General features: G+C 64.0%; 11 protein-coding genes. 4 read left to right on the top strand and 7 right to left on the bottom strand.

Annotation, left to right across the window (positions count from 1 at the left end; all coding sequences use genetic code 11):
• Positions 1 to 65 precede the first annotated feature (65 nt).
• Together AC04PH_RS10505 and tkt are read right to left on the bottom strand one after the other, a co-directional pair.
• Positions 66 to 770, bottom strand: a complete 705-nt coding sequence (locus AC04PH_RS10505; RefSeq protein ID WP_483065693.1) for a DUF4329 domain-containing protein — start codon at positions 768 to 770, stop codon at positions 66 to 68.
• A gap of 26 nt (positions 771 to 796) precedes the next feature.
• A complete protein-coding gene (gene tkt / locus AC04PH_RS10500) occupies positions 797 to 2,815 on the bottom strand; it encodes a transketolase (RefSeq protein WP_483065692.1) in 2,019 nt (672 codons plus the stop codon).
• A 272-nt stretch (positions 2,816 to 3,087) separates the two neighbouring features.
• On the opposite strand from tkt, the gene AC04PH_RS10495 reads away from it, so the two are divergent.
• The gene (locus tag AC04PH_RS10495) at positions 3,088 to 3,555 is read left to right on the top strand and encodes a hypothetical protein (protein ID WP_483065691.1); all 468 of its coding nucleotides are present in this window, start codon (positions 3,088 to 3,090) and stop codon (positions 3,553 to 3,555) included.
• 3 nt (positions 3,556 to 3,558) lie between these two features.
• On the top strand, positions 3,559 to 3,951 hold the full coding sequence (locus tag AC04PH_RS10490; protein WP_483065690.1) for a cell division protein ZapA: 393 nt from the start codon (positions 3,559 to 3,561) through the stop codon (positions 3,949 to 3,951).
• 13 nt (positions 3,952 to 3,964) lie between these two features.
• Here AC04PH_RS10490 and AC04PH_RS10485 read toward each other — a convergent pair whose 3' ends face one another.
• The 4 genes from AC04PH_RS10485 to purL form a co-directional block, all read right to left on the bottom strand.
• Positions 3,965 to 4,651 carry a hypothetical protein gene (locus AC04PH_RS10485; RefSeq protein WP_483065689.1) on the bottom strand — a complete coding sequence of 229 codons (687 nt, stop codon included), beginning with the start codon at positions 4,649 to 4,651 and terminating at the stop codon, positions 3,965 to 3,967.
• Between the two features lie 80 nt (positions 4,652 to 4,731).
• Positions 4,732 to 5,091, bottom strand: a complete 360-nt coding sequence (gene grxD / locus AC04PH_RS10480) for a Grx4 family monothiol glutaredoxin (protein WP_483065688.1) — start codon at positions 5,089 to 5,091, stop codon at positions 4,732 to 4,734.
• A 76-nt stretch (positions 5,092 to 5,167) separates the two neighbouring features.
• The gene (locus AC04PH_RS10475; RefSeq protein WP_483065687.1) at positions 5,168 to 5,404 is read right to left on the bottom strand and encodes a BolA family protein; all 237 of its coding nucleotides are present in this window, start codon (positions 5,402 to 5,404) and stop codon (positions 5,168 to 5,170) included.
• Positions 5,405 to 5,476: 72 nt separating this feature from the next.
• Entirely contained in the window at positions 5,477 to 7,630 is a 2,154-nt protein-coding gene (purL, locus tag AC04PH_RS10470) for a phosphoribosylformylglycinamidine synthase subunit PurL (protein WP_483065686.1), read from the bottom strand.
• Positions 7,631 to 7,802: 172 nt separating this feature from the next.
• On the opposite strand from purL, the gene AC04PH_RS10465 reads away from it, so the two are divergent.
• Positions 7,803 to 8,456 carry a pyridoxamine 5'-phosphate oxidase family protein gene (locus tag AC04PH_RS10465; RefSeq protein WP_483065685.1) on the top strand — a complete coding sequence of 218 codons (654 nt, stop codon included), beginning with the start codon at positions 7,803 to 7,805 and terminating at the stop codon, positions 8,454 to 8,456.
• Between the two features lie 222 nt (positions 8,457 to 8,678).
• Here AC04PH_RS10465 and AC04PH_RS10460 read toward each other — a convergent pair whose 3' ends face one another.
• Positions 8,679 to 9,587, bottom strand: coding sequence for a LysR family transcriptional regulator (locus AC04PH_RS10460; protein ID WP_483065684.1), 909 nt, complete (start codon positions 9,585 to 9,587; stop codon positions 8,679 to 8,681).
• Between the two features lie 151 nt (positions 9,588 to 9,738).
• Here AC04PH_RS10460 and AC04PH_RS10455 point away from each other — a divergent pair, with 151 nt between their 5' ends.
• Positions 9,739 to 13,158, top strand: coding sequence for an indolepyruvate ferredoxin oxidoreductase family protein (locus AC04PH_RS10455; RefSeq protein ID WP_483066183.1), 3,420 nt, complete (start codon positions 9,739 to 9,741; stop codon positions 13,156 to 13,158).
• Positions 13,159 to 13,200 lie beyond the last annotated feature (42 nt).

Raw genomic sequence — 13,200 nt, 5'->3', positions numbered from 1 at the left:
GCTGCCCGGCGTTGCCGCCGGGCGGGAGCTTGCCATAGGCGTGGCGCAGGGGGCAGGCAGCTTCTCTAGCTGCCCCGCCGTGCCAGATCGGCGAGGGTATACTGCGGCAGAATAAACGCTTCGCCCTCCGGCACAAATCCGGGGTCGACGGCGACGCAGCCTTGCCCGCAGACCTGGATCGCAGCGCGGATGTCATTCTCCACCCGCCAGATCCGCCCGCCGGGGGTGGAGACGTAACCGTCGATCCCGAATTCGAAATCGCTGAGCAGGTCGGTGGAGGAGGGGACCTCGTTATCATATTGCGGGCCGTAGGCGCCGTGGGTGTGGTAGCTGGCGAAAATCCCCTGACCGGGCTGCGGGGCCAGCTGTTCGCAACTGGCGAAGGTGCCGGGAATGGGTGGTGTGGCGGTGATCTGACCGTTGGGCAGCTGCACGAAATAGCCGCACAACTCGCGCCGTTCGCGGAACGACCGCGCCTGAATCGAATTCAGGAAACTGCGGGCAAAGGCATCGGCCTGTGCGGCGGACGGTGGATTGGGCGGCGCGACGGTGAACCCGCCCCGGCGGCCCTGCGTGATCGGCGCGATGACCTGCTGCCCGCCGGAGACGCGCACCGGGTCGGAGACGATCAACCCGCCACTGGGGCGCAGCACGACCTCTCCCTTCGGCGATGCGGGCAGGCCGCCGCTGACGAACACCCGCTGATTGCCGCCTTCGGAACAGGCCGCAAGGCCCAGTGCCACAAGGGCTGCAAACGCAAGTGTCTTCATCGGGTCTCTCCGTATCGGCGGGCGGGTCAGCCCAGCAGTGCCTTGACCTTATCCGCAACGGCCTGTGCCGTAATCCCGAATTTGTCGAAAAGCACCTCTGCCGGCGCGGATGCGCCAAAGCTGTCCATGCCGACGAAATCCGCCTTCTTGGCGTTGCCGCGCTCGCCCATCAGAATCGTATCCCAGCCCTGACGCACGCCGGCCTCCACCGCGACGCGCACGGGGCCTGCGGGCAGCACCTTGCGGCGGTATTTCTCGTCCTGTTCGGCAAAGACCTCCAGACAGGGGGCGGAGACGACACGGGTGCCGATGCCTTCCTTTTGCAGCAGGTCACGCGCGGCCAGTGCCACTTCGACCTCTGACCCCGTTGCGATCAGGATCGCGCGGCGCTTGCCCTCGGCATCCGCCAGAACATAGGCACCCTGTGCCGACAGGTTTTTCGCCTTGTGCTCGGTCCGCACGGTGGGCAGGTTCTGGCGCGACAGGGCCAGCACATGCGGGGTTTTCTGCGAAGACAGCGCGATTTCCCAGGCTTCCGCCGTTTCCACCGTATCTGCGGGGCGGAAGACGTGCAGGTTCGGCGTGGCGCGCAGCATCGCCAGATGTTCGACCGGCTGGTGCGTCGGGCCGTCCTCGCCCAGACCGATGCTGTCGTGGGTCATGACGTAGGTGACCGGCACGCCCATCAGTGCTGACAGGCGCATGGCACCACGCGCGTAGTCGGTAAAACACATGAAAGTGCCGCCGTAGGGTCGCGCGCCGCCGTGCAGCGCCATGCCGTTCATCGCGGCGGCCATGCCGTGTTCACGGACACCGTAGTAGATATAGCGCCCGTCGCGGCTGTCGGGGTGGAACACACCCAGATCGCCGGTCTTGGTGTTGTTGGAGCCGGTCAGGTCGGCGGAGCCGCCGATGGTTTCGGGCATGATCTTGTTGATCACTTCCAGCGTCTTTTCCGAGGACTTGCGGGTGGCGACCTTCGGCTGGCCTTCGGTGATCTGTTTTTTCAGCGCGCGGATCACGGCTGGCAGCTTTTTCGGTGGCTCCATGGCGTAGGTGCGGTTGAACTCGGCCTGTTTGGCGTCCGACAGCTTCGCGAAACGGTCTTCCCACGCCTTGCGAGTATCCGCGCCGCGCGCGCCGATTTTGGCCCAGCCGTCCAGCACATCCTGCGGCACCTCGAAGGGGCCAAAGTTCCAGCCGTAGGTTTCCTTGGCGGCCTTCAGCTGCTCGGGGTCGGTCAGCGCGCCGTGGCCCTTGGAGGTGTCCTGTGCGGCGTGCCCCAGCGCGATATGCGTCTTGCAGGCGATCATCGACGGGCGCGGGTCGGATTTGGCGGCGGTGATGGCCGCGTCGATAGCCTCGGGGTCGTGGCCGTCGATTTCCTGCACATGCCAGCCGGAGGCGGCGAAGCGCATCGGCTGGTTCGTCTTGTCGGCGATATCGACGGTGCCGTCGATCGTGATGTTGTTGTTGTCCCAGAAGACGACGAGGTGCCCCAGTTCCTGCATGCCGGCGAGCGACAGTGCCTCCTGGCTCACGCCTTCCATCAGGCAGCCGTCACCTGCGATAACGTAGGTGTAGTGATCGACGATCTTCTTGCCCCAGCGGGCGCGCTGGATTTCCTCGGCAATGGCGAAGCCGACGGAATTGGCGATCCCCTGACCCAGCGGACCGGTGGTGGTCTCGATCCCGCGGGCGTGGCCGTATTCGGGGTGGCCAGCGGTGCGCGACCCCCATTGCCGGAAATCCTTGATCTGCTGCAGGTCGATGTCTTCATACCCCGTCAGATACATCAGCGAATAGAGCAGCATCGACCCGTGACCGGCGGACAGGATGAAACGGTCGCGGTCGGGCCAGTCGGGGGCCTTTGGGTCGAAGTTCAGGTGCTTTTCGTAAAGCACGGTCGCGACGTCTGCCATGCCCATCGGCATCCCGGAATGGCCGGAATTGGCGGCGGCCACGGCATCCAGTGTCAGGGCGCGGATGGCTGTCGCTTTCATCCAGTGATCCGGGTGCGCGGCGCGCAAGGCAGAAATATTCAAGGGGTGTCCTGTCAGGTTGTGATGATCCGATGCTTTGAAGGGTCATATCAGGGCAGGGGCCAAGATCAAGCGCGGTCGCTAAGTCACTGGCAAGCCAATGGTTGAGGGCATTTGCGGGGCCGGTGATCATCGCTTAGGCTGAGCCGCAACGCGCGCGATTCGACGCATCACCCGTCAGGTGGGCACCGGGGCAGCGCGCCGGGTCGGGCGACCGACCGACAGGCAACCCTTGACGGGCCCCGCAAAGAAGGCCCCCGCGAAAGGACAGGCATATGAGTGACATCGCCGAACTGCAAAGCCGGATCACGGCCGCGCTCGACCGGATCAGGACCGGTGTGGAGGAGGTCACCGCCAAGGCTACCCCCGCCGTCGATGTGACCGCCTTGCAGACCGAACTCGACGAGGAGCGGATGGCCAACGCGCAGTTGCAGGAGCGGGTACGCCGGGTCAAGGAAGGGCAGGAGGCCGCGCTGGCCGCGCTGGAAAACAAGCTGGCCGCACAGCAGGCGCAGATGGCGTCCGTGGATGCCGAACTGCAGCGGCTGCGCCAGTCCAACGCCGACATGCGCGACATCAACGGCCAGCTGCGCGAGGCCGCGTCAGAGGGCGTGGTTGAGCCGGAACTGATCAACCGCGCGATGATGGCGGAGATCGACGCGCTGAAATCGCAGCGCGCGTCCGAAGCCGTGGAAGTGGACGCGATCATCAGCGAGCTGAAACCGCTCTTGAAGGAGGGTTGAGCCATGCCCCATGTCGAAATCATGATCGGTGGCCGCAATTTCGAGGTGGCCTGTCAGGAGGGCGAGGAACACTACCTGCATTCTGCCGCCGCGATGCTGAACGCCGAGGCGGCGCACCTGTCCGAACAGATCGGCCGGATGCCGGAGGCGCGGATGCTGCTGATGGCCGGGCTGATGCTGGCCGACAAGACGGCCGGGCTGGAGGAAAAGGTGCGCAATTCCGAAGCGCGGCTGGCAGAGCTGCAATCGCGGATCGACGGCATTGAAAGCCGCCCGGCGCCTGCGCCCGAACGGGTCGAGGTGCCGGTCGTGCCGGCAGAGGTGACCGATACGCTGGCCGAACTGGCCGCGCGGGCAGAGGCGCTGGCCGACAGTCTGGACAGCAAGGCGGAGTAGGGCGCGTGCTGTCCTAGGTGCCGCTGTCTTTCAGCGCCGCGCGCAGGGCAAGGCCGGTTTCCACGAAATCGCGCAGGCGGTTCGTGGGGGTCAGCGCACCGCGCACCCGCAGTGTCAGTCCGGTGGTATCGCGGATCACGATAGGTTGCAGCATTTCGTTGCGCCCCTGTCGGCTTTCGAGCAGTGCGGGATGGTCGCGGATAGCGTCGAGCGCCGTGCGCGTGTTGTCGGTCGCCAACAGAACGCCGCCCGGATCGCCCGCCGTTTCCTCCTGCACCGTCAGATCACCGGGTAGATCGCCCAGCCCGTCGACGTATTGAAACATCAGGGATTTCAGTGTTTTCGCCACAATATCCGGCAGCGGCCCGTTCATCATCTGGACGGTGCGTTTGGGCAGCGGCGGCCCCAGCACGGCGGCCCCCTGCGGCAGGGCGCAATCGGGGGTGTGCCAGAGCACGAGGCGCGACACGGACCCCTGCCGCGGCGCGCTGACGCGGATCGTGAGGGTCCAGTCGTCGGCGGGATCGTGCAGGACCGTCTCGCCATGTGCGGCCTGCCTGTCGGTCAGCTGCCAGCCCTGTGCGGCGGCAAAATCGGTCAGATCGACGATCCGGCGCTTTCCGCGCAGGAGCGCCAGAAAGATCAGGCCCGTTCCGGCGAAGCTGGCGACGACCAGCACCGCGATGACTGCAATTTCCATATCCGTCCCCCGCTTTCGTCGGTCAGTGACCAGCAAACGACGGGGCAGGATGCGGGGCAACCCCCATGGATGGGTGGGTGTCAGGCGTTGGCTTCACGGATCTTGTCGGCGGCATCCTTGTCGAAACTCACGCCGCTCTCGGCGAAGAGCGTGTCGAGTTCACCGGACAGCGTCATCTCGGTGACGATGTCGCAGCCGCCGACGAATTCTCCCTTGACGTAAAGCTGCGGGATGGTGGGCCAGTCGGAATAGTCCTTGATGCCTTGGCGCAGTTCCTCGTCGGCCAGCACGTTGATGTCGGCGAAGTCGACACCCATGAAATTCAGCACACCGGCGACGCGGGACGAGAACCCGCACTGCGGCATGGATTTCGTGCCTTTCATGAAAAGCACGACGTCGTTGTTGGCGACGGTTTCCTTGATCTGTGTTTCTGCGGTCATGTCGGTTGTCCTTTGCGATGCAAATTTTCGCGAAAATTTGGGGTTTGCGATTTTTCGCAAAAAATCGGGAATGGGGTCAATCGGGCGCTTTCGTCGTCAGTGCCAGCGCATGCAGGTCGCCGTTGCTGCCGTCCATTTTGCCTTTCAGCGCGGCATAGACGGCGCGTTGTTGTTGCACCCGGTTCTTGCCGGCGAAGCTCGCGTCGATGACCTCCGCGGCGAAATGCGCGCCGTCGTCGCCCTGCACGGTGATCTGCGCGTCGGGAAACGCCTCGCGCAGCAGGGTTTCGATTTCGGCGGCTGTGATGGGCATGACAGGGTCCTTTGCGGCGATGCCGTCAACCTAGGCACCGGTGGTATGGGCTGCAAGGGCGGGCGTGCCGGTTCAGGCGATGGCCCGGGCGAAAGCGCCGCGATAAAGCGTCGCGAGTTCCGCCAGCGGTGCGCTGTCGTCGCCGAAGGTCACCTGTTGCCCGCCGATCCTGCCGACCTGTTGCAAGGACAGGTGGGCCGCGGCGCGTGTCAGTGCGTCGGCATCCCCCGGCGCGCAGGCGATCAGGTAGCGGCCCTGATCCTCGCCGAAAAGCCGGGCGATCTCCATCGCGTCAAGCGTCACGCCGAAGCCCGCCGCCTCGGCCATTTCGAATGCGGCAAGGGCAAGCCCGCCGTCCGACAGGTCGGTGCAGGCGCGGATCAGGCTGGCGTGCGCGCGGATGAAATCACCGTGCAGCCGTTCCTGCGCCAGATCGACGGGCGGGGCGTCGCCCTCGGCGCGGTCGAAGGCCTCGGTCAGCAGGGCGGACTGCCCCAAGTGGCCGCGGGTTTCGCCCAGCAGCAACAGCAGATCGCCGTTGCGGGCGGGGTCGCCGATGACATGGTCGGGCGTCTGGATCAGGCCGATGGCGCCGATTGTGGGCGTGGGCAGGATGCCCTTGCCGTCGGTTTCGTTGTAAAGCGACACGTTACCGGACACGATGGGCATGTTCAGCGCCTTGACCGCCTCGCCGATGCCTTTGATCGCACCCACGAATTGCCCCATGATGCGCGGCTTTTCGGGGTTGCCGAAGTTCATGTTGTCGGTGGTGGCCAGCGGCGTGGCCCCCACTGCGGTCAGGTTGCGGTAGGCCTCGGCCACCGCCTGTTTGCCGCCCTCGACCGGATTCGCCGCGACATAGCGCGGGGTCACGTCGCTGGTGAAGGCCACGGATTTGGGTGTGCCGTGGATACGCACGATGCCTGCACCCATCCCCGGCGTGCGGACCGTGTCGCCCATGACCTGGGTGTCGTATTGTTCGTACACCCACTGCTTGCCCGCGTAATTTGGGCTGCCGATCAGGGCGCGCAGACCTGCGATGGGCGCGATGTCCAGCGTGTCAGTAAAGGGCGCGGGCGCCGGCGTTTCCTCCCACGCACGATCGTATTCGGGGGCGGAACCGGACAGCGTCGCCAGCGGCAGGTCGGCCTTCACCGCGCCGTTATGCAGGATCAGAAAGCGGTCCTCGGCAATCGTCTCCCCGACGATGGCGAAATCGAGATCCCATTTTTCGAAAACCGCGCGGGCCTCGGCCTCAAGCTCGGGCTTGAGGACCATCAACATGCGTTCCTGGCTCTCGGACAGCATCATCTCGTAGGCGGTCATGTTATCTTCGCGTTGCGGCACGTTTTCCAGATCGAGCCGGATACCCAGACCGCCCTTGTCGCCCATCTCCACTGCAGAGCAGGTGAGGCCGGCTGCCCCCATGTCCTGAATGGAAATTACGGCACCGGTGGCCATCAGTTCCAGCGTCGCCTCCATCAGGCGTTTTTCGGTGAATGGGTCGCCCACCTGCACGGTGGGGCGCTTGTCCTCGATGCTGTCGTCAAATTCCGCCGATGCCATGGTGGCCCCGCCCACGCCGTCGCGGCCCGTCTTCGCGCCCAGGTAGACGACGGGCATGCCGACACCCGAGGCGGCGGAGTAGAAAATCTTGTCGGTATCGGCCAGGCCGGCGGCAAAGGCGTTGACCAGACAGTTGCCGTTGTAGGAGGCGTCGAACCGCACCTCGCCCCCCACGGTCGGCACGCCGAAGCAGTTGCCATAGCCGCCGACACCGGCCACCACGCCGCTGACAAGCTGGCGGGTCTTGGGATGCGACGGCAGGCCGAAGGACAGCGAGTTCATTGCGGCGATGGGTCGCGCGCCCATGGTGAACACGTCGCGGAGGATGCCGCCCACGCCGGTGGCCGCCCCCTGATAGGGCTCGATGTATGAGGGGTGGTTGTGGCTTTCCATTTTGAAGACGATGCACTGCCCGTCGCCGATATCGACGATGCCCGCGTTCTCGCCCGGCCCGCAGATCACCTGTGGCCCTTCGGTGGGCAGCGTGCGCAGCCATTTCTTGGAAGATTTGTAGGAACAGTGTTCGTTCCACATGGCCGAAAAGATGCCCAGTTCGGTGAACGTCGGCTCCCGCCCGATGATGTCGAGGATGCGGGCGTATTCATCGGATGAAAGCCCGTGTGCGGCGATCAGGTCAGATGTGATGGCAGGTTCGGTCATAGTGCATCCCCGATTGTTGCGCATGGCTTTAGGCGATCGGCGCGGCGGACAAAAGACGGATCGGGGAAAAAAGCGCATGGCGACGCGGATCGTGGTGACTTCGTGCCATGGTGCGGCCACACTGCTGCTGTTCCCGCGCCGGTCGATCGGCCAGAATTGAAGGATGCCCGCCATGCCAAAGGACGCCGCCCTGAACCCGGATTTCCTGATCACGGAGGAATCGGACCTGCGCGATCTTTACGCGCCGACCCACGAGATCGCCGTCGCCAAGTGTCAGGACCATCTCGACCGGCACGCGCGGGCGTTCATCGCCAGAGCGCCTTTCCTGTGTATCGGCACGCAATCGCCCGACGGGCGCGCCGATGTCAGCCCGCGCGGCGATCCTTGCGGGTTCGTGCAGGTCCACGACGACCGAACGCTGCTGATCCCCGACCGCCCCGGCAACAACCGGCTGGATACGCAATCCAACATTCTGGGCAATCCGGCGGTCGGTCTTATTTTCATGGTGCCGGGGTTTGACGATACGCTGCGGATCAACGGCACGGCGCAGATCACCTGCGATCCGGCGATTCTATCGGCCATGGCGGTCAACGGCCGCACGCCGGCGACCGCCATCGTCGTCACCGTGACGGAGGTGTTCCTGCATTGCGCCAAGGCGTTTCGCCGGTCACGGTTGTGGGACCCGGACAGTCTGCAGGACCGGACAGAGATGCCGTCGTTGTCGAAGATGGTTCTGGAGCAGACCACGGGTGCACCCGACGACCCGCAGCGCATGGCGCAAATCGACGCCGATCTTGAAGAAGAGTACAAGGCGACGATGTACTGACCTGTCGAGGACCTCGGGAAAAAAAATTGCCGGGCACAAGGCCCGGCAAAGTCCAACAGGGAGGTTGAAGATGATGAGCGTTACAGCATCACCGCCTTCAATGACCAGATAGGGGTCATCTTTTGACCGTTCAAGAAAAACCAGACTGCCCCATGCGCAAAGCCGCTATGCGTGTGGCGCATGGGTCATTGGGCGAGGCTCGCCGTGGTTCTGTCGCGGCGTTCAGGAGGCGGCAGGCGCTTCGCGCAGTTTCTTGCGATGGGCGAAGATTTCTTCCTGCACGAAATCGCGAAACGCGCTGATGCGTTTGGATTGGCGCAGTTCTTCGGGGTAGGCGAGGAACACTGGCACCTCGCCCGATTCAAGATCGGGCAGCACGCGCACCAGTTCGGGGAAATCCTCGACCAGGTAGTCGGGCAACACGCCGATGCCCAGATCGTGAAGCACCGCCTGCAGCACGCCGAAATAGTTGTTGATCGTGAACAGATGCGGGACGTCATGCGACAGCAGATGCTGCACCAGCGTCGCCCCGGCGGACACCTGCGCAGAGGCGGGCGACTGGCAGATCAGGCGATGATTGCCGATTTCCTCGATGTCGGTGATGTTGCCGTTTTGCGCAAGGTAGGACGGGCTGGCGTAGAGCCGCATCCGCACCGACATCAGCCGCTTGCGGATCAGGTCGGCCTGTGACGGTTCCTTCATGCGGATCGCCACGTCGGCCTCTCGCATCGGCAGGTCGAGCACGCGCTCTTCCAGCATCAGGTCGATCTTCAGGTCGGGGTATTTTTCGTAGAGCTTCGGCAGGCGCGGGGCGAGCCAGAGCGTGCCGAACCCGATGGTCGTGGTGACCTTCAACTCGCCGAAGACTTCTTCTTCGCTGTCGCGGATGCGGGCGGCGGCGGCCTCCAGCCTGCGGTTCATCGATCGCGTCGCATCGAACAGCAATTCGCCCTGTTCGGTGAGAATCAGCCCGCGTGCGTGGCGGTGAAACAGCGTGGCGTTCAGCGATTCCTCAAGCGCGCGCACTTGCCGCGAGACCGCCGATTGCGACAGATGCAGCGTGTCACCGGCGTGGGTCAGGCTGCCCGCGTCGGCGACGGCGTGAAATATTCTTAGCTTGTCCCAATCCATGACTGCCCTTTACCATCATTGTTACCGCTCGCATTGCAGGTTCCTTACGCGATACCTTGTGAACGTTGCAATTGTATGTCGCGGGGAAAAATCCGCTTTGTAGGTCAGAAATTATGACCTATTATGAAGGCATCACGCAGGGAGGCGCATGATGGGTTTACAGGATATCAGCTTAAACGACCGGTTCGATCTGACAAAGTCGCCGGTGCTGTTGAACGGCACACAGGCGCTTGTCCGCCTGATGCTGATGCAGCAGGCGCGCGACAAGGCGGCGGGGCTGAATACGGCGGGCTACGTGACCGGCTATCGCGGGTCACCGCTGGGGGCGGTCGATCAGCAGATGCAGCGCGCCAAGGATATCCTGACCGATGCGAACGTCACCTTTCAGCTGGGCCTGAACGAAGACCTTGCCGCGACCGCCCTTTGGGGCAGCCAGCAGGCGGAATTGCGGGGTGAGGGGAAATACGACGGCGTCTTCGGCCTTTGGTACGGCAAGGGGCCGGGCGTGGACCGCTCCGGCGACGTGATGCGCCACGCCAACATGGCCGGCACCTCGCCGCACGGCGGTGTCGTGATGGCGATGGGCGATGACCACACCGGCGAAAGCTCCACCACGCTGCACCAGTCGGATTGGGCGATGGTCGATGCCTACATGCCTATCGTATCGCCTGCGGGGGTGCAGGAAATCCTCGATTACGGGCTCTACGCCTGGGCGCTGTCACGTTACGCCGGGGTCTGGGTGGGCCTGAAGACGATGAAGGACACCATCGAGGTCACATCGGTGGTCGATGCGGACCCGTTCAAGCGCGATTTCGTCACTCCCGACATGGAGTTGCCTGAAGGCGGGTTGAACATCCGGCTGGTCGACACGCCGCAACTGCAGGAAGCGCGGATGATCGACCACAAGCGGTTCGCGGCAGAGGCGTTCAGCCGTGCCAACAAGATGGATAACCGGGTCTGGGGCAGGCGGGGCGCCAAGATCGGTTTCGTCGCGGCGGGCAAGAACTGGCTCGACCTGCAGCACGCGCTGTCCCTGCTTGGGATAGATCAGACCACGGCCGAGGAGATGGGGATCACCACCTACAAGGTCGGGCAGGTCTGGCCGCTCGACATGGCGTCTTTCCACGACTGGGGCGAGGGTCTCGATCTGGTCGTCGTGGTCGAGGAGAAGCGCAAGCTGATCGAGGTGCAGGTGAAAGAGGCGCTGTTCGACGACACCAACACCCGCGTCTATGGCTGGCACAAGGGCGACGAACATTCCGAAGGCCGCCGCGAAGAGGTATTCCCGACGCGCGCAGCACTCGATCCGATCTGGATCGCGGAAAAGATCGGCGGGATTCTGGTAGAGGAAGGCTGCGGCAACGCGGGCGTGACCGCCGGGCTGGCGCAACTGGCCGAGGCGCGCAAGGCCGACAACCAGCCCGAAATCGCGGCGCGCTTGCCCTATTTCTGCTCGGGCTGTCCGCATAATTCATCGACGAAAGTGCCGGAAGGCAGCCGCGCCTATGCCGGTATCGGCTGTCACTACATGGTGCAGTGGATGGACCGCGACACCGTGGGCTTCACCCAGATGGGCGGCGAGGGTGCGAACTGGGTTGGCGAGGCGCCGTTTTCCACCCGGGATCACGTGTTCCAGAATCTGGGCGACGGTACCTACAACCATTCCGGCGTGCAGGCGATCCGTTTCGCGCTGATGGCGGGCACCAACATCACCTACAAGATTCTTTATAACGATGCGGTCGCCATGACCGGCGGGCAGGGCAATGACGGCGGTCTGACCGCCGATCAGATCTGCCGCGAGTTGCAGGCGATGGGCGTGCGCAACATCGCGCTGGTCTATGACGAAAAGGAAGATGTTGACCTCGCGCAATTCCCCAAGGGGCTGGACGTGCACGAACGCGAGGCGATGCCTGCCGTGCAAGAGAAGTTCAGCAAATACAAAGGTGTGTCGGCCATCGTTTACGTGCAGACCTGTGCTGCCGAAAAGCGCCGCCGCCGCAAGCGCGGGCGATACCCCGACCCCGACAAGCGCGTGTTCATCAACACCGACGTTTGCGAGGGCTGCGGCGATTGCGGCGTGCAGTCGAACTGCGTGTCGATCGTGCCGGAAGAAACCGAACTGGGCCGCAAGCGCGCGATCGACCAATCGTCGTGCAACAAAGATTTCTCCTGCCTCAAGGGGTTCTGCCCGTCTTTCGTGACCGTGGAAGGTGCCAAGCTGAAGAAGACCGCGACCACCTCCGTGGACATTCCCGACCTGCCCGACCCGGACCTGCCCGCGATCAAGGGCACGCATAACGTGGTGATCACGGGCGTCGGCGGCACAGGGGTCGTGACCATCGGCGCGGTCATGGCCATGGCAGCACACCTGGACGGCAAGGGTGCGGGCATGATGGAGATGGCGGGCCTCGCGCAAAAAGGCGGTGCGGTGCATATCCACTGCCGGATTTCCGAAAAGCCGGGCGATATCAGTGCGATCCGCGTCGCCACGGCGGAATGCGACACGCTGATCGGCGGCGATCTGGTGGTCAGCGCCGGGGCAAAGACGCTGGGCCTGATGAAGACCGGGCGCACCAAGGGGATCGTCAATAGCCACGAGATCATCACCGGCGATTTCACCCGCGACACCGGGTTCAAGCTGCCCGCCGACCGGTTGCGGATGTCGCTGGAGGCGCGGTTGCAGGACAACCTCGCGCTGTTCGATGCGTCGGAACTGGCCCGCGCGCTGATGGGCGACAGCATCTATTCCAACATGATGATCTTTGGGGCGGCCTGGCAGCAGGGTGCGGTGCCGATTTCGCTGGCCGCGATCATGCGCGCGCTGGAATTGAACGGCACAGCGGTCGAACGCAACAAGCAGGCATTCGAGATCGGCCGCTGGGCCTATCTGCACCCCGATCAGGCGGCGCGGGTGATCACGCCTACAGTGGTCGACAAGCCATTGACGGTGGATCAGAAAATCGACTTCCGCGCCGATCATCTGACGACCTATCAGGGCAAGCGGCTGGCGAAGCGTTATCGCAAGATGCTCGACGGTGTCGATGACCGTGATCTGCGTCTGGCGATGGCCGAAGGATACCACAAGCTGTTGTCCTACAAGGACGAATATGAGGTCGCGCGCCTGTTGAAAGACAGCGCCGACAAGGCGCGTGCGGAGTTCGACGGCGATCTGAAGCTGACCTATCATCTGGCCCCGCCACTGCTGAGCAAGACAGGGTCGGACGGGCGGCCGCAAAAACGGGAGTTCGGCGCGTTGACCGCAAAGATGTTCCCGCTGCTGGCGCGGATGAAAGTCCTGCGTGGCACGTGGTTCGATCCATTCGCCCGGACCGCGGAACGCAAGATGGAACGCGCGCTGATCCGGGAGTATGAGGGCGACATGAAAGCGGTGCTGCCGAAGCTGACGCCGGAGACGAAGGATGCCATCGTCGCACTTGCACGGCTGCCGCTCGATATTCGCGGTTTTGGCACGGTGAAGGAAGCCAACGCGCGCAAGGCCGCGAAACGGCGCGAGGAACTGCTGGCGGTGATCCGGCAGGGCGGCGAAGTGACGGCGCAGGCGGCCCAGTAGGGAAGAGTGCAAAGAACGGCGATGGATTTCCCCGACCGCGCG

The organism is Yoonia sp. KMU-150, from assembly GCF_056858355.1.
This window is presented reverse-complemented; position numbering and strand designations above follow the sequence as displayed.